The organism is Vibrio penaeicida (assembly GCF_019977755.1).
In the GTDB taxonomy this organism is placed as follows: Bacteria; Pseudomonadota; Gammaproteobacteria; order Enterobacterales; family Vibrionaceae; genus Vibrio; species Vibrio penaeicida.
Window position 1 is genome coordinate 4,030,828 of record NZ_AP025144.1, and the last position, 19,673, is coordinate 4,050,500.

Sequence of the window (19,673 nt, forward strand, 5' to 3'; positions counted from 1 at the left end):
ACTTACCCCCTCGCCGCTTCAGTGTCGGGCGATGAAACGCTAACACCTAAAATATTTTTAAGAATAAGCTCCACGTTCACCATTAACATGGTAATGAAGCACACGGGCATAGCGAGGTAAATCCAAGCGCGAGATAATTGAAAAGAAGCGGCACGAGTACGAAACCCACGCTCAAAAAATTCTAAGCCAAGACTGGATAGTTGGAACAGCACCAACGCAGAAAGAACCAGCAATGTGAGCTTAAGCAGCTGTGCCACCTTACCGGGTATAAAGTCGTGGAGCATTTCTATCGCAACAAACCCACCTGTTCGATAAGCACCAGCGGCAACAAATGCCATCATCCATATCATCAATGCCCTCGCCACTTCCTCCGGCCAAGGTAATGCGTTCGACAGTATGTAACGACAAAATACCTGCAATAGAATAGTAGCAACCATTGCAAACACTAGAACCCAAGCGATTTGACGACCCGCCCAAATCATGCGGTTGTTGACAGCTTCCAGAAGCCGCAAGCTTCCATGCAACACCTTCTTCATTAACCCTCTCCAGCGATAATCCGTTATCAGCTTTTACTGTAACGTAGGTGACATTCGGAAAAAGAAGAGGTTAAGAATACGAAAATGGTTGAACATCACATATTTCACCACAAAGGCTCTATCAGGTTAAAATCGCTTTAACCTCTGGCATTTAGCTTCCCAGTCCGAATAAAATCACTTTCATTCACAATTCATTTATTTTTTTAGTTTGCAAGATTACCCTAACAGTGTATTCTCAACATGTAAATCAAATGTAAATGAATTGATGCAAAAATGAGTATCTGTTTTAATTCAAACTAGTTACAAACTGCGGAAAATTCGAGAAAATAATGGCTATTGATTTTCAGTCCAATACAGGACAGAGCAAACAAAAGAAGCGACCAAAGTACGTTCAGGTCAGTGAATTACTGATTCGTGAAATCAATGCTGGTCATTGGAGAGCGGGCGAAAGGCTGCCAGTAGAAGCGGAATTGGCGGTAGAGTTGAAGGTGGCAGTTGGCACTCTGAGAAAAGCGCTAGCTCTACTGGAACAAGACGGTCTACTGGAACGTCGCCAAGGCAGCGGCACGTATGTCAAAAGCCCACCAAAAGAAGCCATTTACCAACTATTTCGCTTGGAGCTTCTTGAAGGTGGCGGGACACCACATGCCAACACGCTAACGGTGCGAAAAGAGCAAAACCCCGATGTCGCTGAACACTTTGAGGCAGCAAAAGATAGCTACTTTTGGCGAATAGAACGTCAACGATTTCTCAATAATACGGTCATAGCGGCAGAAGAAATGTGGATCCGTGCTGAACACTGCGATTCCCTTAGCCCAGATGAGTTAGATGAATCTCTTTACCGGCATTACCGTGAACATTTCAATTTTTGGATAAGCCGTGTGGAAGACCGCATTAGTGTTAAACAAGCGGATCAATGGGCAACCGATATTTTAGGTATTCCCACACACACAATGATCGGCTGGATTGAGCGTATCAGTTGGTCAGATGATGAAAAGGTTGAAGAGTATTCCAGAACTTGGTTTAACCCTGAAACCTGTCACTACGTTTCACGCATGTCTTAAGGGCTCTCGATGCTCTTGAGGCAAAGCCTCAAAAGTCAAAAGGAGTTGATATGGCAATTCGATACGCCATCATTGGATGCGGTATGATGGGACAAGAGCACATTCGGAATATTCTATTATTGCCTGATGCCAGTATTACTGCTGTTTTTGAACCTGACGAACAGATGAAAACAGCCATTCATGCACTGGACAGCTCTATTGAATTCGAGTCATCGACCGAATCGCTTCTTGAACGTCAGGATATCGACGCCATATTGATCGCCAGCCCTAACCATTGCCATGCCGATCAATTACTGCAAGTAATCGAACACACTCGTTTACCTATATTGGTTGAAAAACCTATCGTCACATCACTAGAGCATGCGCACCAAATTCGTTTAGCGGTAGCGAAACACACGGCTCCGCTTTGGGTTGCAATGGAATATCGCTACATGCCGCCTATTAGTAAGCTTCTCGGACTCATCAATACCGACCAAGCTGGTCGCGTAAGCCAGCTGAGTATCCGTGAGCATCGCTTTCCCTTTTTAGAAAAAGTGGGCGATTGGAATCGCTTTAACCGGAATACGGGGGGTACATTGGTTGAAAAGTGCTGCCACTTTTTCGATTTAATGCGTCTGCAAACGCAAAGTGAAGCGGTTCGCGTCTATGCTTCTGGTAGCCAACACCACAACCATATTGATGAACAGTATCGCGGTGAAACACCCGATATCCTCGACAATGCGTATGTCATTGTCGATTTTGCTAATGGTCAGCGTGCCATGTTGGAACTCTGTATGTTTGCCGAAGGCTCACGTTATCAAGAAGAGATTTCCGTAGTAGGACACCAAGGGAAAGTAGAAGCTTTTGTGCCCGGTCCGACCCGTTTTTGGAATACAGAACTTGGCGATCCACCTACCCCTAAAGTTGTGATTTCGCCAAGAACACCGTCAGGTCCTGAAGAAATCGATATCCCTGTCGACCCAGAACTACTTGAAGCTGGCGACCACAATGGGTCAACGTTCTATCAGCATCAAAAATTCCACCAAGCGGTCACGGAAAATGGAAAGGTAGAAGTCACGGTGGAAGACGGGCTGAAAGCTGTCATCATAGGACTCGCTGCGCAGCAATCGATAGCGCAAGGTAAAGCAGTTGATATCACTGATAACGGCTGGGCATTTTAATTCAACAAACCCTGTGATAACAGTTTATATACCCAACCTACAAATACAAAAATCAAAAAAGGAGCCAACGCTCCTTTTTTCTTTGAAATTTGTACCAACAAAAATACGTTTACGCTTGCTGCGTTTCCAGCTCAGGCTTTACAAACGTTAGCTTCTTCACAATGTAATTCAACAGCACACCATACATAGGTACAAACAGACCCAAGCTAATCACCAGCTTAAAGCCGTAATCCACCAGCGCTATTTCCGTCCAATGCTCTGCCATAAAAGGATCGCTGCTTTGATAAAAAGCGATAGAGAAAAACGCGAGTGTATCTAAAGCATTACCGATAAGTGTCGAACAAGTTGGTGCAACCCACCAAGCTTTCATTTGACGTAGGCGGTTGAACACATGCACATCTAAAATCTGACCTAGCATGTATGCCATAAAGCTCGCGATGGCGATTCTAGCAACAAACAGATTAAACTCGGAAAGCTGCCCAAAACCTTGGAATTGACCTTCAAAGAAGACGACCGATAACAGGTAGGACACCGCTAATGCAGGCAACATCACGAGGAAAATGATTTTCCGAGCCAACGCAGCCCCAAAAATTCGCACGGTCAAATCGGTTGCTAGGAAGATAAACGGAAACGTAAACGCGCCCCAAGTGGTATGAAAACCGAATATGGTAAAGGGTAGCTGAACCAAATAGTTGCTAGATGCAATGATGATCAGATGGAATAGAACCAAAAAGAAAAGGGCGTTGCGCTGCTGCGCAGGGGTAAAGTGACTCATATTGTACCTTTTTCGTTTTATTTGGGGGTGAGGGAACCCAAATCGAAGCAAAATGCTTCATGACTGTGAATTAAGGATGGGGATTATACTGCAACTTGAAGGCGGTGCAATAGATGATTTATTAGGCAATCGTTTAACTGTAATAAACCAGAAAATCGGTTTAAATCGAGTGTTTCATGTGAAACATTCAATACCTATGCTCCCCTACACAGTCTCAAATAGAATGGTAGGAAACGTTGCACTAAAGAATATTGAAGCCTTTTTGGAATAGACCAGCAAGGTAATCGAGGTCTTCACTGTTGTCTTCCTTAGAAAGTACTTCCAACCACAATGATTCACTGTAATGCTCTGCTCTTAAAAACAGTTGGCACCCTTCAAAGTCGATGAGCCATGAATGAATATCGGCATCCGATTGCTTTTCAAGCACATCGGCAGACAAGGTTTTTACTAGCGCCTCGCCAAGTTCAGGAAAAGAATCATAATCGAATCGCGGTGCTCGCCCCTGCTCTTTCTGATATTCCACCAAACCGTAATCTGTATTCATGTCATTAGTCACTTCTTGTTTACCCGCGAGAATCTTGTTTTACATCCACTTGATGTTCGCTATTACTTTTATTAGCTACCGTTAGTCAGATGTTCTTGAATCAAATCCAAAAATGGATCGGCGTACTTCTCCAGTTTTCTTTGACCAACACCATTCACCGCCAGCATTTCTCCATAAGAAGTTGGCAGAATATCCGCCATGTCTATTAATGTGGCATCACTGAAAACAACGTATGGTGGTAAGCCGTCTTCGTCAGCAATGGACTTACGCAGCTTGCGCAGTTTGGCAAACAGCTTTTTATCGTAATGCTTGTTCACCATCTTGTCCGATTTCGCTGTACGAGCCGCCGTATCCAGCCTTGGCACTGCGAGTTCTAGCGATTGTTCACCACGTAGGACGGGACGAGCCTCTTCGGTAAGCTGCAATGTTGAGTTACGGGTAATGTTTTGAGTAAGCAACCCTTTGTGAATAAGCTGCCTAATGATACTCACCCAGTAGTCGTGGCTGTGTTCACGTCCGATCCCATACGTCGAAAGCTTATCGTGACCATTTTCTCGTACACGAATGTTTTGCATGCCGCGCAGCACTTCAACCACGTACCCCATACCAAAACCTTGATTAACACGATATACGCAAGATAGGGCTTTCTGCGCCGATTCAATGCCATCAAAATGCTTAGGTGGATCAAGGCATATATCACAGTTACCACATGGCTTTTCGCTGTATTCACCAAAATAGTTAAGCAATACCTGACGGCGGCATGTTTGCGCTTCAGCAAACGCGCTCATGGCATTGAGCTTGTGAGATTCAACCTGCTTCTGAGGACCGTCGTCTTTCTCATCCAACATCCGACGTAACCAGTTAATATCGGCTGGATCGTAAAGCATCATTGCTTCCGCAGGTAATCCATCCCGCCCTGCCCGACCGGTTTCCTGATAGTAGGATTCGATGTTTCGCGGAATATCAAAGTGCAGAACAAAGCGAACATTAGGTTTATTGATGCCCATTCCGAATGCCACGGTTGCGACAACGACCTGAATATCATCTTTTTGGAATGCGTCTTGTACGTAGGCGCGCTCATCAGCATCCATACCCGCATGATAACCGGCAGCGCGAATGTGATTGTTGCACAGTTTTTCTGTCAGCATTTCGACTTTCTTCCGGCTACCGCAATAGATAACACCACACTGACCTTGCTGTGTGGCAAGGAAGCGAATGACTTGCGAGACGGGTTTGTGTTTTTCGGTCAATGTATAACGAATATTAGGTCGGTCAAAGCTGCCTAGGTATTCGAGTGGCTCGTCAAGTTGAAGCCGAGAAATGATGTCTTTGCGCGTGGCTTCGTCCGCTGTCGCTGTCAGAGCCATGATCGGTGCATAAGGAAAACGCTGCTTGAGTTCCCCTAACGCAGCGTACTCTCGGCGGAAATCGTGCCCCCACTGGGAAATACAGTGCGCTTCATCGACCGCTATCATCGAAAGCTTTAAATGTTCGAGCCTTTCTAGAAAATCCCGAGTCAGGACACGCTCTGGTGAGACATACACTAACTTCAGCTGACCAGAGTTCATTCGGTTATACACGCTGATCAGCGTATCGCGCTCCATAGAGGAATTAATACACTCGGCCGCGACACCGTTGGCTTTTAGCTGGTCGACTTGATCTTTCATCAAGGAAATCAAAGGCGAAACCACCAGCGTCACCCCTTCTTTTACCAATGCAGGGATCTGGTAACACAGAGATTTTCCGCCACCCGTTGGCATGATCACCAAACTGTCTTTCCCATCGAGCACTGAATCGATGACTTCTTCCTGCCCAACTCTGAATGACTGGTAACCGAAAACATCATTCAATACCTTGATGGCACTGTTCGTTTCTGGATCTATCGGCTGAGCTAGAGCGGAGTCGGACATTCGGTTCTCTGAGGGACAATTGGATTGCGGCAAAGCGTCATATTGTAGAGCGCTTTAACGGTTAATTAAACTTAAATTAACCTTTGCTGGAGATAATTCCGTGCACAGAAAATTTCCCTAAAGAACAATTAAATTGCTAGGGCATTAACAAGGCTATCGATATACTGTGTTTTTCCTCTAAATGTAACGTTCTGTTACGAAAACGTGAAAGATAAGAATGACGGAAGAGCAACAAAGGTCACGCCAAGGCGGCATATTAGCCGTACTTGCCTATACCATGTGGGGCATCGCACCCATCTACTTTAAAGCACTCGATAATGTCCCTGCCTTGGAAATCCTAAGCCACAGGGTAATTTGGTCGTTTGTGTTTTTAGCGATATTGCTGCACATAGGAAGAAGTTGGCATTCTGTCGTCACTGTACTTAAAAATAAAAAACGTTTGGGTCTACTTGCCCTGACAGGGATTCTGGTTGGTGTTAACTGGTTAATTTTTATCTGGGCGGTCAATGCGGATCATATGCTGGATGCCAGCTTAGGGTATTACATTAACCCTCTTCTTAACGTTCTTATGGGAATGATCTTTCTTGGAGAGCGTCTAAGAAAGCTACAATGGTTTGCCGTCTCACTCGCCACAATTGGTGTGATAGTACAGCTCGTGGTCTTTGGTTCTGTTCCCGTCGTCGCCATTGCACTTGCCTTTAGTTTTGGTTTTTATGGCTTGCTTAGAAAGAAAATCAATATGGAAGCGCAAACTGGTCTGTTTATTGAAACCATGGTGATGCTTCCTGCCGCCGCTATCTATGTCCTATTAATTGCAGACAGTGCAACGTCAGATTTGAGCAGCAACACATTTACACTAAACCTTCTGTTGTTGGCTGCCGGGATAGTCACCACGCTTCCCCTTCTATGCTTTACAGGAGCAGCGACCCGTATCAAACTCTCGACACTGGGCTTTTTTCAATACATTGGTCCAAGCTTAATGTTCCTTCTAGCCGTATTGGTATATGGAGAAGCATTTACACTCGATAAAGCCGTCACCTTTGGCTTTATATGGAGTGCTTTGGTGGTATTCAGTTTCGACGGAATTCGAAACGGCCGGAAAAAGCGCTAACTGTTCGTTTTTTACAAGACAACAATACGCTGGTTATGCTTTAGTGTAGATAAAGCAACCAGCTGTTTTGTATTCTATTGAACCGACTTAAGTGATGGACAACGTTAAATACTCTCTATCTAGCGATCCCAGTATCCAACTGATAGACGCCGATTATAAAAAGTTTGCCTTTTCTCGCCATTACCACCTCGACTTTCATATCGGGTTGATTCAGCGTGGCGTTCAAAACTTCAACCATTCAGGTAGCCGTCATCAAGTTGGTCAAGGGCAGATTATTGTCATGCCTCCAGATGAAATGCATGACGGTCATTCCGAGTTACAGAGCGGCTATCAAGTGAAAGTATTTTCGGTAAAACCAGAATGGTTTACAGATCAACTTGATCTGGGTAATAAACAAGCAATGACGCACTTTACTGAGTTGATCATTAGCGATCCTGCACTTTTCCACCAATTATCCTGCCTTCACACACAACTTATGCACAATAGGGTTTGCCAACTTGCGCAGGATTGTTTGCCTTTCGAAGGTTTCGACAGCATGTTGGATCGATATGGAAGCCTAAAGCCAGGCGTTGCTTTGCCTTTAGGTAAGACAACGATTCAATCTCTGCGTGAATACTTAATGGTGAACCTTGATCAGCCCATACGATTAAAGGCTTTGGCCGATATGTGTGAGCTGACACCTTCACAATTCCAGCGCCATTTCAAAGCCAGTATGGGGATAACACCTTACGCCTGGTTAATGAGATTGAGAATGGAACAAGCACTTAGCCTACTGTTGCATGGAGTCAACAGCATCAATGTCGCCATACAAGTTGGGTTTTATGATCAAGCCCACTTCGTTAAAGCCTTTAAAACCACCTATGGCACGACACCCAGTCAAGTTCAGTGTCACTAATTTACAAGACCTCTTGGTATCTATTAATGATAATGGCGTTTTTTGCACTCTAGAGTCTGTTAGATGAATGAAACTACCCTATTGCTCACCCTTACAACGGTCCATTTTATTGCGCTTTTGAGCCCAGGACCTGATTTCGCACTTGTGGTTCAAAATGCCAGCCGACATGGCAGACAAACCGGCGTCTACATTGCATTTGGGCTTTCCGTTGGCATTCTATTGCATTCGATCTTCAGCCTCACTGGCGTTAGTTACCTTGTTCACCAACACCCTTCTGTCTTTCAGCTGTTACAAGTCGCAGGGGGTAGCTACCTACTTTATCTAGGCTTGGGCGCCCTTCGATTTGTCTTTCAATATAGGAACCAAGCTATATCCCAAGACACCTCAGCGCCCAATATGGTGCTAAGTAACCGTAAACAAGCCTTTTTACGCGGATTCATCACTAATATTTTAAATCCGAAAGCGTTGGTCTTCTTTGTTAGTCTTATGTCTTCACTTGTCCCTGCCAGTATGTCATTAAGCGGAAAAGGCACAGCGCTTCTTATCTTATGGAGCCTTTCCTTTGCTTGGTTTTCGGCACTCGCATGGATGCTTTCTACGGCTCGTTTTCAAACAAAATTGAAACGCATGTCACTATACATTGATGGATTGTGTGGGCTGATATTTACAGGAATTGGACTCAGTATTTTGTATCAAGTTTTGAGTAACGTATTCACTTCTGGAATTTAGGCGTAGCAAATCTGGTACATTGCTTACAAAAGCATCTCCCTTGTATAGACCGAGTTCCGTTGTCCTGACAGGCTGAAGATCCAACAAAAGGAGAAGCTTATGTCATGGAAAACAACTCTCACACAAATGACGTCCTGCTCACTCTTGCTTGTCAGTTCCTTTGGCTTTGCAAATCAGGCAGCAGATGGCGTTGCACCGGAAGAAAGTACCGGGCTTGAAAACAAAACGCTAACCACAGCTAAGAAATGGATGGTCACCGCTGCAAATCCCATTGCCACACAAGCAGGTGCGGATATTCTTGCTGCTGGCGGAAATGCCATCGACGCAATGGTGACGGTTCAACTCATTCTCGGACTTGTAGAACCCCAATCCTCCGGCATAGGTGGTGGGGCTTTTCTCGTGTACTGGGATGCCAAAGGTAATCGCCTTACGACCGTTGATGGTAGAGAAACCGCTCCTTTAGCGGCAACCCCGACTCTATTTCAAGATGAACAAGGCAAACCACTCAAGTTTTATGATGCTGTTGTCGGTGGTCGCTCTGTTGGCACCCCTGGAACCGTTAAATTGTTATGGGATACCCATCAGCAACATGGAAAGTTATCGTGGAAACAAGTCGTTCAACCTGCAATCGACTTAGCGCGAAAAGGGTTTGCGATCAGCCCGCGTCTTGCTGGCTTGATAGCAAAAGATAAAGAACGGTTAAGCCGCTTTGATTCAACAAAAGCGTACTTCTTTAATGCCGACGGTACACCGAAAACCGAAGGTACAATACTTAAGAACCCACAATACGCGGATACCCTGGCTCAAATTGCAAACAATGGGGCGAACGCCTTTTATTCCGGCAACATTGCAAAAGACATTGTAGAAACCGTGCAAAGCGCACCAGGCAACCCAGGGGTACTTGGCTTGCAGGATTTTGCAAATTACCGCACAAAAGAGCGCGTGCCCGTCTGTGCTCCCTATCAGTCTTATGACATATGCGGTATGGGCCCCCCAAGCTCTGGCGCATTAACCGTGGGGCAAATCCTCTCTATCACTGAAAAATTTGATTTGGAAAAGCTCGGTGCTGACAACCCAACCAGCTGGCAGATCATTTCCGACGCTTCTCGTCTCGCTTTTGCGGATCGTGGTCGCTATATGGCTGACAGTGACTACGTACCAATGCCGACTCAAGGGCTACTGGACTCTGGCTACATTGCCGAACGAGCGAAGTTAATTACTCCAAACAAAGCACTAGAGAGTGTCAGCGCGGGTTCGCCCCCTTGGAGTCATGCCATGCGTTTAGCTGATGATGAATCCATTGAACTGCCTTCCACCAGCCACTTTAATGTCGTGGACTCGGAAGGTAACGTTGTCTCAATAACCACAACCATAGAAAACGCTTTTGGATCGCGCTTAATGGTTCGTGGCTTTTTACTCAACAATGAATTAACGGATTTTTCTTTCAAAACGCACAAAGATGGAGCGCCCATCGCAAACCGACTTGAGCCAGGAAAACGCCCTCGCTCTTCAATGTCGCCGACCATCATCATGCAAGATGGTAAACCTTATATGGCGATCGGTTCGCCAGGGGGAAGCCGTATCATTGGTTACGTGGCTCAATCCATTATCGCGCATTTACAGTGGGGCATGGATATTCAACAAGCCATCAACCAACCTCATTTGGTAAACCGATTCGGAACGTTGGATATCGAGAAAGGCACCGCAGCCGAGTCCATGCAGTCAACGCTTGAAGGCATGGGGCACAAGGTAAACATTCGCGATCTCAATTCCGGACTGCATGCCATTCGACTCACCAAAGACGGCTTAGAAGGTGCTGCTGACCCGCGCCGTGAAGGTGCCGCTATTGGTGAATAGCCGAATCTAGACGTTGTGCCAACGCCCTTGTGAGATATCTCTTACAAGGGCGTAAGTGAACGCGGTTTCATTTATATCAACAAGAGAAGAAGCTAAGCCTAAGGTGCTGATATAAAACAAATTAGGTAATATTGACGCTTATTTGAGCAGAGGTTTTTTCTGCCCGTATATTGAGGAAAATCCTCAATCTCTTAATATTAACCCTGTCGGAAGGATGCTGACACGGAACAGGAAAAGCCAAGGATTTGGTTATCTTCAGGATGAAGATTTGATTATTTAGGATGAATAATCAGCATGGAGCAAAAAAGGACATTGAACGGACTCAATCGTTATCAGGAAGATAACGCAAGGAAGACAATGGACACCTCTAGGATGAGGCAAGGAACAAACATCAGGATGATGTAAAGGACACCGCTCAAGGAACAAGTGAGCACGCTAACGAGGAACGTTGGCTGATCAGGATAAGATCATGGACACCGCTAGGATGGCGATGAAAAGGATTATGCTGAAGGATTCAGTATTGCTATCAAGGATTTGATGCATGGAGCAACTTTAGTAGCCGGATTGCTGCGAGTAAGATTATAACCCCGATGGGCATTGCTCTCGGGGTTTTTCTTTATCTGTACATAAGTAACCTTTCAGCCTAACGGTTTTATCACCTGTGCCACTATTCCGTGATAAAGCTAGTCAGCGATATAACTAATCAGCAATATAGATAACCAGAGATAAAGCGCCCCTGTAATGAGACAAAAAAAAAGCCCGCTTGCGCAGGCTTTGATTCCATTCATTGTCGCGGTTAGAGCTTTTCTAGCTTGGCGAATGCCGTTACTAACCATTTAATCCCTTCACCGTTGAACGCGACTTGGACACGGCTTTGGGGACCACTGCCTTCAAAGTTAATAATCGTCCCTTCACCAAATTTCGGATGCATCACTCTCGCGCCTAATGAAAAGCCCGTTTCGTTGAAGTTTTCTTTCACGACTTGCTGACTGAACCGCCCAGATGATGCCGGTCGGCTCACTTGCGCTTTCATTCGAACTTCATCCAAGCACGTTTCTGGTAGTTCACGAATAAAGCGTGAAGGTTTGTGGTACTTATCTTGCCCGTATAGACGACGCATTTCCGCGTAAGTGATGTAAAGCTTCTCTTTTGCTCGTGTCATACCCACATAGCAAAGGCGTCGTTCCTCTTCTAACCTGCCAGCTTCTTCAGCCGACATCTGGCTTGGGAACATCCCTTCTTCGACACCAACCATAAATACGAGGGGAAATTCCAACCCTTTAGCACTGTGAAGAGTCATAAGCTGCACCGCGTCATCGAATTCGTCGGCTTGCCCTTCTCCGGCTTCAAGCGCAGCGTGCGTAAGGAATGCAGTGAGTTCGGATAATTCTTCGGCTTCTTCTGGCTTTTCAAATTGGCGAGTCGCCGTAACCAATTCCTCAAGGTTTTCAATTCGAGCTTTCGACTTTTCACCTTTTTCTTGTTCGTACATCGCGTACAAACCTGAATTTTTAATGACGTGGTCGGTTTGATGATGCATCGGCATTTCAAACGTATCGTCTTCAAGTGCATTGATGAGTTCGATAAATCGACTTAACGCACCAGCGGCTCGTCCGGCTAGAACCTTTTCTTCCAACAACGCTTGTGAGGCTTGCCAGAGTGTGGCACCACGATCTCGAGCAGCAAAACGAATGGTTTCGAGTGTTTTATCCCCCATTCCACGAGTTGGTGTATTTACAACACGTTCGAATGCGGCATCGTCATTCCGGTTAGACATCAAACGCAAGTAGCACAGTGCATCTTTGATTTCTTGCCGCTCGAAGAATCGCATGCCACCGTAGATACGATAAGGTAACCCAGACTGAATTAACGCTTCTTCCAAAACACGGGATTGGGCGTTATTACGATAAAGCATGGCGGTGTCATTCAGCGCTCCGCCTTTCTCTTGCCACTCTTTTATTTTGCTAACGGTAAAGCGAGCTTCATCGAGCTCGTTATACGCCGAATACACAGAGATAGGCTCGCCATCATTGCCATCAGTCCAGAGCTCTTTACCCATGCGCTCCGTATTATTGGAAATCAGTTCATTGGCTGCCGATAAAATGGTCTTGGTTGAACGATAGTTTTGCTCTAATCGGATGGTTTTTGCTCCAAGGAATTCATCAAGAAAACGCTGAATGTTTTCGACTTTGGCTCCACGCCAACCATAAATGGATTGGTCGTCATCACCCACGATCATGACGCGTGCCTCTGGTCCCGCCATCATGCGAAGCCAAGCGTATTGAATGTTGTTGGTATCCTGAAACTCGTCGACCAATATATGTTTAAATCTCGCCTGATAATGCTCGCGAATGTGTTGTTTGTCTCGAAGCAACTCATGCGCTCGGAGCAGGATTTCAGCAAAATCCACCAGCCCAGCTCGGTCACAAGCCTCTTGGTATGCGGTGTATATTTGTAGGTTTGTTTTAGTTATGGGGTCTTGATAGCAATCGATGTGGTTAGGGCGCAAACCTTCGTCTTTTTTGGCGTTAATCCACCAAGCCGCTTGTCTCGCTGGCCACTGTTTTTCATCAAGATTCATGGCTTTGATCAATCGACGCAGTAGACGTTGTTGATCCTCTGAATCCAATATCTGAAAGTCTTCAGGAAGCTTGGCATCCAAGTAATGCGCCCGCAGAATACGATGGCAGATACCGTGGAAAGTGCCGTTCCACATACCCGATGCGCTGCCCATCATTAACTCTTCAATACGGCCACGCATTTCAGCCGCGGCTTTGTTGGTAAACGTTACCGACATAATAGAAAACGGAGAGGCATTCTCGACAGCCATTAGCCAAGCAATCCGGTGTACCAGCACCCGTGTTTTACCACTACCAGCCCCTGCAAGCACGAGCATATTCTCTAGCGGAGCTGCTACCGCTTCGCGTTGTTTGTCATTCAAACCATCAAGTAATAGGGAAGCGTCCATCGTTTTCTACTGTGTATTTATACATAACTGGTCATTATAACCGAATTCCAATGAAGAATAAGGTTGAATTCGCAATAAAAACCCCACTTTATAATTCACATAAAATCAATAGGTTGGAATATATTAAAAAAATAAGTAAAAAAAAATCGCGTTTTTTGTGAAAGATTTGTCGTTCATTCCTAATCTTATTCTGTAAGCAACCTGACAAACGCTTGTCCATCGCGAAACAGGTTGTCTTTATTAAAGAAACTAAGGATCAAGTTCGAGGATTGAAATATGAAAAAGTCTAATCTTGCTGTTACTGCTGCGGTTACGGGCCTTCTTGCCATCGCTGGTACTACTCTAACTGCTACTTCTGCGGTCGCAGCAGAAAAAGAGAAATGCTATGGCGTTTCCAAAGCAGGTAAAAACGACTGTGCAACCAAAACTAGCTCATGTGCTGGTACGTCTAAAGAAGATTTCCAAAAAGACGCATTCATCGTAGTACCTAAAGGTCTTTGTGACCGTTTGGCTGGTGGAAGCAACACGTCTTCTTAAGCCTTTCCCTCTTAGCCATTTCAGGGCGATGAGCCATGCTTATCGCCCTAATTTATGGAGTGGCTTTGTGAAAAAGGCTTAATAACCGCTAAACGCATACAGCTTTACAAGATTGGCTAAATCTTGATGAACTCACCGGAGAGAGACATGCATAACAAAGTTGGCGTTGGATTAAGAACACCACATTTGGATTACTTTTCTGAGGAAGCGACTGGATTGAGCTGGTTGGAAATCCACAGTGAAAACTATTTTCTCCCTAACTCTCTGCAACGCCAGCAACTTAATCAGATAGCGGACAATTACGATATTAGCTGCCATGGTATTGGACTGTCTCTAGGGTCGGTAGAAGGCGTCAGTCAATCGCACTTGGCGCGACTAGAACGCTTAATCAATGATTTACAACCTATTTTAGTTTCTGATCACTTAAGTTGGAGCGAAAACGGCGGTCATTACTTTAACGACCTGTTGCCGCTTCCCTATACGGAAGAAGCGTTGGATGTATTTTGTCGGAATGTGCTGCAAGTTCAAGATGCGATAAAGAGACCGCTACTCATTGAAAATCCATCGAGTTACGTGAAGTTTTCTCACTCTACGATAGATGAGTGGGTTTTTCTGTCCGAAGTGCAAAAGCGTACCGATTGCCAACTATTGCTCGACTTCAACAACATTTATGTCAGCGCATTCAACCACGGCTTCGATTGTGATGAATACTTAGCAGGCATCGATGCTACAAAGGTGGACGAGATACACCTTGCCGGCTTCACCATTAAGCAACATGAGAAAGGTGAAATTTGGATTGATACCCATAGCCGCCCTGTTTGTGATGAAGTTTGGGCGTTATTTGATGCTTGGATAAAAGAGCATGGTGAGCGACACACACTTATAGAGTGGGATTTGGATATTCCTGAACCTCAAGTTTTGATTCAAGAAGCCAGCAAAGCCAGTCATTACTTAATGCAGATCCAAGGAGAGTCTTATGGCACTTTCCCTCGCTGAGCTGCAAAACCAGTTTGCCAAAGCGCTGCATTACCAAGCTACTGGTGAATCCTGTGATTTAGTGTCTGATGAGTTCTCTGCTGACGAACGCATGCAGATTTATCGCAACAATTTTGTGATGAGTTTGTGCGAGGTAATTGAAGCAACCTATCCCAAGGTTTTAGCGCTAGTCGGTGAGGAGTGTTTTCAACAGCTTGCTCGTCAACACGTTTTGACACGCCCTTTAACCGAAGGCGATGTCTCTGGATATGGTGAAGGTTTTGCCGACACAATAAGACAGTTTGATCAAGTCATTGCTGCTGTGCCTTACCTCTCGGATATCGCTGACATGGAATGGAAACTGGATCTAAGTGAAATGGCATTATCTTTAGCAAGAGAAAAGCCATACTTATCTTTGGACAAACTCGCCTCCGTGGCTGAGGAACAACAGCCATCGCTTGTCCTTCATCTTGCTTCAAATATTCAGCTTATATCCAGCCAATTTGCCGTTTTCTCTTTGTGGGAAGCCTTAGAGAAAGAGAAGTTTGACGGATTAGAGCTGAATAACGCCGAGCAAGGTGTGGTATGGCTTGATTCTGCTCGCCATCTTCATATCGATCCGATATCAGATGAAGTACATCAACTTATTCAATCTTGTTCGATGGGGTTATCACTAGCAGAAATCGAACCCGATTTATTGACGCATTTGAACACTTTAATGGCCTCAGGCTACTTAGATGGGTTCAGTATAAAAGAACAACAAATAGAGGAAGAATTATGAGTTCAGCCATTCGAAATATTATCGACACCTACGATGGAATCGTAGACAAACTTCAAGCTGGATTTATTCCGTTGTTACTTGTTTTTTGCCGCTTATGGGTAGCTTGGGTCTTTTTCAATTCAGGGCTGACCAAAATTGCTTCATGGGACAGTACCCTGTACCTCTTTGAGTTTGAATATGTCGTCCCATTGCTACCTTGGGAGTTTGCTGCGTATTCAGGAACAGCAGCAGAGCTGATTTTACCTGTCTTTCTTGCGCTCGGGCTTTTTACACGCCCAATGGCAGCCATATTGTTTGTATTCAATATTATTGCCGTTATCTCTTACCCACTTCTGTGGGAAAAAGGCTTCTACGATCATCAGCTATGGGGTTTGATGATTCTTATAAATGTTGTTTGGGGAGCCGGTCTGATTTCAGTCGACCATATCTTAAAGAAAAAGCTAACCCAATAACAAATCTCCCTTTAGTTAAGTAGCAACCTGTAAGCTACCTACCAATTCGCCCCAGTTTCTGGGGCATTTTTTTGCATGCGCCTCTCAGCCTTAAGCGCTTATCTTAAGCTCAATAAATACTCTATTAACATCTATATCACTACCATCATCTATGTAGCAAACACCAATATTGCTGAAATGAAGTTAAAACATTGATGTATTTCGTCACCACACCTCCCCCCTCAACCGTGGATGACCAAGGCGGCTGTAATAGAGCCGCCTTTTTTATCACTCTATACCCAGTATCTTAGTTTTTTAGCAAACTAGGTTTTTAGTGCTCTAGACTTACAGCTATCAATAGGAAAGTGAATGGATAAGTTTCAGGATATTTAATGCAGATAGGGAAAATATAATTAGGCAGGGTTGGATGAAAGCCTAGATTATTTATTTGGATAAATTTGAGAAATATATTAACAGTCAAAAGCCTTTCGTATTTGTTAAATATTGCTATGAAATCCATAGATAAATTAAAAGCCAGCACAAAGGCTGGCTTTTAATTTTAGAATCCGATTATTTCTTAGAAAGGAATTCTTTCAGTTCATCTGGTGAAATACCCTGCTGAGCCAATTCAGCAGCGAGTTGCTGAACACTTTCACTCTTACGGGATTCAATCACTTGCTGAAATTGGTAAACAATATCTCTTAGCATATGCAAAGGAACTTGTTTGGCGGCGCTTCGAATACGCTCTTCACTCTGATTCCCGAGTTCACTAAGCAGTTTTCCGAACATTACTTTTTCTGGAGACTCTTCTAATTGCTCTAAAATACGAGCCATCTCATATGTTGTCATCGACATTGAATATGTATCTTCCAAATAGATCGGGGAAATAATTATATATGTGACGCTAAATATACACCCCTTTCGCTGTTGGGAAAACAATCAATTTCAATTATTGGTCATTTATATACTCGGCACCTTACAAAATGTGGTTAGCTGACTGCTTCTGCATGCCAATTCCTACCCACTCGGCTATACAGAATGATTAAAGCCGGTGCCAAAAGCCACATATGCAATGCAATTAGCGTCTCTGGCTCAAACGACAGTCTTTGCATAATACCAACCATAAGACCAGAACCACTCATTTGAAATAGCCCCAATAGAGCCGCAGCAGTGCCTGCTTTATCACCAAATGGAGCCAAAGCTTTCCCTGCCCCCGCACCCATGATGCATGCAAATCCAATGGATGACATAAAAATAGGCAACATAAAGCCCAAAGGCGTTTGCCACGATTTCATGCCAAGCATCATGGTACCGCCAATCAATAAAACAACGACACCAAATACCAAAGTCCCATGAGTGCCCCAGCGATCCATTAGTTTAGGTGCAACCATGCAAAATACGATGTTGAATATGGCATTGATTCCGAACCAGAACGTAAACGCGTTCATCGTAATCCCCATATTCGTCATTAATACTACGGGGGCTGACGTTACGTAGGCAAGAATGACGGCCATGCCCAACATGCAAAGCGACGAATGAAATATAAAACTCGGATGCTTCAATACGCTCAAGTATCTCGAAGGTCTAAACAAGGGCTCTTCCGAGCGTGAAGGGTTGGTTTCTTTTAGATTCATCAGCATCATGATACCGCCAATCACAGCAAAACCAGCCATAAAGCTAAAGTTACTCCGCCAGCCAAACTGTTGGGTTAGCCAGCTGCCTAAGATTGGTGCCAGAGCAGGAATAAAACATATTGCCCCGTTTAGGTAACTGATCATTCTGCCGCTTTTTTGGGGACCAAACATATCGCGAACTGTTGCAAAAGCTGCCACCGATGTCGCACAAGCACCGAAGCCTTGTAGCAGCCGAGCCATTAGCATCCACTCAATGGATTGAGCAACCCACGCCAAATAAGCGCTCAACCCGTAAATAACTATGCCTCCTAATGCAACAGTTCGACGTCCGTATCTGTCGGCAATGGGTCCTGCAAATAACTGCCCGATTCCCATCGCAAATAAAAACCAGGTCACCGTATCTTGTGCAAGTGTGGCGTCTACTTGAAATGCTTTCGCCATAGTTGGTAGCGCAGGAAGATAAATATCTATTGCCATTGGGCTAAAAAGCACAAGCATTACCAACATGGTGAATTGTAGCTTTGAGACTTTCTCTGGATTTATTGTCGACATAGTAACCGTCACTTCTGTTTTCTTAAGGCGGAGTTTATTATTATCAAGATATGAATGGAAATGGACTATTTTCATCTCAGATATTCCATGGGGGAATTTCTTAATGAATATTGAACAACTCGGTCGAATCGATCTCAACCTTCTGGTTTGCCTTAACGTGCTACTTGAAGAAAGAAACGTAACCCGAGCCGCATCTAGGCTCTGCTTAACACAATCTGCTGTCAGCAAATCATTAGCCAAACTGCGTACACAATTTGATGATCCACTGTTTTATAGGAGCGCACACGGACTAAACCCAACACCACGGGCACTATTCCTTAAACCCAAATTAGAAGCTCTAATCTATCATTTGGAATCTATTACACAGCCAGATAGTTTTGACCCGAAAACATCTGATCGTAGATTCCATATATCTTTAGTTGAAAGTGTGTACCCACTAATTCTGCCCCATTTTCTTCCGAAACTTTTCCAAGAATCGCCAGGTATCAAACTCACGACCCACCCCTGGAATAAAGAAACCTTTAAGCTTCTCCAATCCGGTGATATGGATTTCGGTATTACTGGAAAAGACATCGATATTAATGACGCCACTCTAACGATGCTGCCTCCAAGCGATATAGAAATGCAGGAAATATTTCAGGACGAACAGATTTGCTTGGTTCGAAAATACCATCCAGTTCTGAGCCGTCACTGGGACCTTGATGCCTACCTTGCCGAGCGACACGTCCAAGTAAGGTGTGATGGTAACGATCGCTGGTTACTTGATTATAAACTTGCTGATAAAGGCTTGGAACGAGACATCGCATTGTATGTTCCCGATTTTAACAGCGCAGCCAGCTTGTGTACTTACACCGATTTCGTGTTCACAGCACCAAGACATTTCGCTCAGTACATTTCGGGCTACCTCGACTTGGTACTGTTACCTTTACCGACAGAATTACCTCCAATGGCTTATACGCTTTTCTGGCATAAAGACAGAACACAAGACGCAGCGCTTAGCTGGTTTAGGAATATCATTACCTCGCATACTCACCACTTAAATAGTGTCGTTTGAGACTCAGAGATTGAATCATTTTGGCTATATATTGGTACGTTCAAAATTGCTTACAAGCTAGGCTTCATCTCACAGCAGAATACATTGCTTGTCTGATTAAAAAACGATAGTTTGTACGCAATTTCGTCGCAAGTACGGATAATAGAACAGTCGAAAAGGA

The 19,673-nt window shown here is 44.6% G+C and carries 18 protein-coding genes; 11 read left to right on the forward strand and 7 right to left on the reverse strand.

Going from position 1 to position 19,673, the window contains the following annotated elements:
• Positions 1 to 2: 2 nt before the first annotated feature.
• On the reverse strand, positions 3 to 536 hold the full coding sequence (locus LDO37_RS17990) for a TRAP transporter small permease (protein WP_101111414.1): 534 nt from the start codon (positions 534 to 536) through the stop codon (positions 3 to 5).
• A gap of 329 nt (positions 537 to 865) precedes the next feature.
• Between LDO37_RS17990 and LDO37_RS17995 the strand changes: the two genes are divergently transcribed.
• Together LDO37_RS17995 and LDO37_RS18000 are read left to right on the forward strand one after the other, a co-directional pair.
• Positions 866 to 1,600 carry a GntR family transcriptional regulator gene (locus tag LDO37_RS17995; RefSeq protein ID WP_126609982.1) on the forward strand — a complete coding sequence of 245 codons (735 nt, stop codon included), beginning with the start codon at positions 866 to 868 and terminating at the stop codon, positions 1,598 to 1,600.
• A 50-nt stretch (positions 1,601 to 1,650) separates the two neighbouring features.
• Positions 1,651 to 2,760 (forward strand): Gfo/Idh/MocA family protein, encoded by a 1,110-nt coding sequence (locus LDO37_RS18000; RefSeq protein ID WP_126609983.1) that lies wholly within the window; start codon positions 1,651 to 1,653, stop codon positions 2,758 to 2,760.
• A gap of 109 nt (positions 2,761 to 2,869) precedes the next feature.
• Here LDO37_RS18000 and LDO37_RS18005 read toward each other — a convergent pair whose 3' ends face one another.
• From LDO37_RS18005 to recQ, 3 genes are all read right to left on the reverse strand, one after another.
• A complete protein-coding gene (locus LDO37_RS18005; protein WP_126609984.1) occupies positions 2,870 to 3,535 on the reverse strand; it encodes a 7-cyano-7-deazaguanine/7-aminomethyl-7-deazaguanine transporter in 666 nt (221 codons plus the stop codon).
• Positions 3,536 to 3,776: 241 nt separating this feature from the next.
• Complete coding sequence (locus tag LDO37_RS18010) at positions 3,777 to 4,079, reverse strand: DUF3630 family protein (protein WP_126609985.1); 303 nt, start codon at positions 4,077 to 4,079, stop codon at positions 3,777 to 3,779.
• A 71-nt stretch (positions 4,080 to 4,150) separates the two neighbouring features.
• A complete protein-coding gene (recQ, locus tag LDO37_RS18015) occupies positions 4,151 to 5,989 on the reverse strand; it encodes an ATP-dependent DNA helicase RecQ (RefSeq protein WP_101111420.1) in 1,839 nt (612 codons plus the stop codon).
• 217 nt (positions 5,990 to 6,206) lie between these two features.
• On the opposite strand from recQ, the gene rarD reads away from it, so the two are divergent.
• The 4 genes from rarD (at position 6,207) to ggt (ending at position 10,581) form a co-directional block, all read left to right on the forward strand.
• The gene (gene rarD, locus LDO37_RS18020; RefSeq protein ID WP_126609986.1) at positions 6,207 to 7,100 is read left to right on the forward strand and encodes an EamA family transporter RarD; all 894 of its coding nucleotides are present in this window, start codon (positions 6,207 to 6,209) and stop codon (positions 7,098 to 7,100) included.
• Positions 7,101 to 7,194: 94 nt separating this feature from the next.
• Positions 7,195 to 7,995 carry a helix-turn-helix transcriptional regulator gene (locus tag LDO37_RS18025; protein ID WP_126609987.1) on the forward strand — a complete coding sequence of 267 codons (801 nt, stop codon included), beginning with the start codon at positions 7,195 to 7,197 and terminating at the stop codon, positions 7,993 to 7,995.
• A 63-nt stretch (positions 7,996 to 8,058) separates the two neighbouring features.
• Complete coding sequence (locus LDO37_RS18030; RefSeq protein ID WP_126609988.1) at positions 8,059 to 8,724, forward strand: LysE family translocator; 666 nt, start codon at positions 8,059 to 8,061, stop codon at positions 8,722 to 8,724.
• Between the two features lie 99 nt (positions 8,725 to 8,823).
• Positions 8,824 to 10,581 (forward strand): gamma-glutamyltransferase, encoded by a 1,758-nt coding sequence (gene ggt / locus LDO37_RS18035; RefSeq protein ID WP_126609989.1) that lies wholly within the window; start codon positions 8,824 to 8,826, stop codon positions 10,579 to 10,581.
• Positions 10,582 to 11,377: 796 nt separating this feature from the next.
• On the opposite strand, the gene uvrD is transcribed toward ggt, so the two are convergent.
• A complete protein-coding gene (uvrD, locus tag LDO37_RS18040) occupies positions 11,378 to 13,549 on the reverse strand; it encodes a DNA helicase II (RefSeq protein ID WP_101111425.1) in 2,172 nt (723 codons plus the stop codon).
• A gap of 276 nt (positions 13,550 to 13,825) precedes the next feature.
• Between uvrD and LDO37_RS18045 the strand changes: the two genes are divergently transcribed.
• The 4 genes from LDO37_RS18045 (at position 13,826) to LDO37_RS18060 (ending at position 16,294) form a co-directional block, all read left to right on the forward strand.
• A complete protein-coding gene (locus LDO37_RS18045) occupies positions 13,826 to 14,086 on the forward strand; it encodes a BufA1 family periplasmic bufferin-type metallophore (RefSeq protein WP_101111426.1) in 261 nt (86 codons plus the stop codon).
• 147 nt (positions 14,087 to 14,233) lie between these two features.
• Positions 14,234 to 15,082 carry an MNIO family bufferin maturase gene (bufB, locus tag LDO37_RS18050; RefSeq protein WP_224055285.1) on the forward strand — a complete coding sequence of 283 codons (849 nt, stop codon included), beginning with the start codon at positions 14,234 to 14,236 and terminating at the stop codon, positions 15,080 to 15,082.
• Positions 15,063 to 15,842: an HvfC/BufC N-terminal domain-containing protein gene (locus LDO37_RS18055; RefSeq protein ID WP_126609991.1), complete on the forward strand. Its 780-nt coding sequence runs from the start codon at positions 15,063 to 15,065 to the stop codon at positions 15,840 to 15,842. The genes bufB and LDO37_RS18055 overlap by 20 nt, the downstream gene beginning before the upstream one ends.
• The gene (locus LDO37_RS18060) at positions 15,839 to 16,294 is read left to right on the forward strand and encodes a DoxX family protein (RefSeq protein WP_126609992.1); all 456 of its coding nucleotides are present in this window, start codon (positions 15,839 to 15,841) and stop codon (positions 16,292 to 16,294) included. Before LDO37_RS18055 ends, LDO37_RS18060 begins: the two co-directional genes overlap by 4 nt.
• A 549-nt stretch (positions 16,295 to 16,843) precedes the next feature.
• Here the strand turns inward: LDO37_RS18060 and tsrA are convergent.
• Together tsrA and LDO37_RS18070 are read right to left on the reverse strand one after the other, a co-directional pair.
• Positions 16,844 to 17,128: an H-NS-like global regulator TsrA gene (gene tsrA, locus LDO37_RS18065; protein ID WP_101111430.1), complete on the reverse strand. Its 285-nt coding sequence runs from the start codon at positions 17,126 to 17,128 to the stop codon at positions 16,844 to 16,846.
• Between the two features lie 134 nt (positions 17,129 to 17,262).
• A complete protein-coding gene (locus tag LDO37_RS18070; protein ID WP_221768499.1) occupies positions 17,263 to 18,459 on the reverse strand; it encodes a multidrug effflux MFS transporter in 1,197 nt (398 codons plus the stop codon).
• 103 nt (positions 18,460 to 18,562) lie between these two features.
• Between LDO37_RS18070 and LDO37_RS18075 the strand changes: the two genes are divergently transcribed.
• Positions 18,563 to 19,513, forward strand: a complete 951-nt coding sequence (locus tag LDO37_RS18075; protein WP_126606457.1) for a LysR family transcriptional regulator — start codon at positions 18,563 to 18,565, stop codon at positions 19,511 to 19,513.
• The last annotated feature ends 160 nt before the right edge of the window (positions 19,514 to 19,673 follow it).

What these genes read in the sequence shown, in the direction of transcription:
- LDO37_RS18010 (WP_126609985.1), bottom strand. Translation starts at nt 4,079, where the DNA reads ATGAATACAGATTACGGTTTGGTGGAATATCAGAAAGAGCAGGGGCGA.
- LDO37_RS18025 (WP_126609987.1), top strand. Translation starts at nt 7,195, where the DNA reads ATGGACAACGTTAAATACTCTCTATCTAGCGATCCCAGTATCCAACTG.
- LDO37_RS18055 (WP_126609991.1), top strand. Translation starts at nt 15,063, where the DNA reads ATGGCACTTTCCCTCGCTGAGCTGCAAAACCAGTTTGCCAAAGCGCTG.
- LDO37_RS18030 (WP_126609988.1), top strand. Translation starts at nt 8,059, where the DNA reads ATGAATGAAACTACCCTATTGCTCACCCTTACAACGGTCCATTTTATT.
- LDO37_RS18070 (WP_221768499.1), bottom strand. Translation starts at nt 18,459, where the DNA reads ATGTCGACAATAAATCCAGAGAAAGTCTCAAAGCTACAATTCACCATG.
- LDO37_RS17990 (WP_101111414.1), bottom strand. Translation starts at nt 536, where the DNA reads ATGAAGAAGGTGTTGCATGGAAGCTTGCGGCTTCTGGAAGCTGTCAAC.
- uvrD (WP_101111425.1), bottom strand. Translation starts at nt 13,549, where the DNA reads ATGGACGCTTCCCTATTACTTGATGGTTTGAATGACAAACAACGCGAA.
- LDO37_RS18005 (WP_126609984.1), bottom strand. Translation starts at nt 3,535, where the DNA reads ATGAGTCACTTTACCCCTGCGCAGCAGCGCAACGCCCTTTTCTTTTTG.
- rarD (WP_126609986.1), top strand. Translation starts at nt 6,207, where the DNA reads ATGACGGAAGAGCAACAAAGGTCACGCCAAGGCGGCATATTAGCCGTA.
- LDO37_RS17995 (WP_126609982.1), top strand. Translation starts at nt 866, where the DNA reads ATGGCTATTGATTTTCAGTCCAATACAGGACAGAGCAAACAAAAGAAG.
- LDO37_RS18045 (WP_101111426.1), top strand. Translation starts at nt 13,826, where the DNA reads ATGAAAAAGTCTAATCTTGCTGTTACTGCTGCGGTTACGGGCCTTCTT.
- tsrA (WP_101111430.1), bottom strand. Translation starts at nt 17,128, where the DNA reads ATGTCGATGACAACATATGAGATGGCTCGTATTTTAGAGCAATTAGAA.
- LDO37_RS18060 (WP_126609992.1), top strand. Translation starts at nt 15,839, where the DNA reads ATGAGTTCAGCCATTCGAAATATTATCGACACCTACGATGGAATCGTA.
- recQ (WP_101111420.1), bottom strand. Translation starts at nt 5,989, where the DNA reads ATGTCCGACTCCGCTCTAGCTCAGCCGATAGATCCAGAAACGAACAGT.
- ggt (WP_126609989.1), top strand. Translation starts at nt 8,824, where the DNA reads ATGTCATGGAAAACAACTCTCACACAAATGACGTCCTGCTCACTCTTG.
- LDO37_RS18000 (WP_126609983.1), top strand. Translation starts at nt 1,651, where the DNA reads ATGGCAATTCGATACGCCATCATTGGATGCGGTATGATGGGACAAGAG.
- LDO37_RS18075 (WP_126606457.1), top strand. Translation starts at nt 18,563, where the DNA reads ATGAATATTGAACAACTCGGTCGAATCGATCTCAACCTTCTGGTTTGC.
- bufB (WP_224055285.1), top strand. Translation starts at nt 14,234, where the DNA reads ATGCATAACAAAGTTGGCGTTGGATTAAGAACACCACATTTGGATTAC.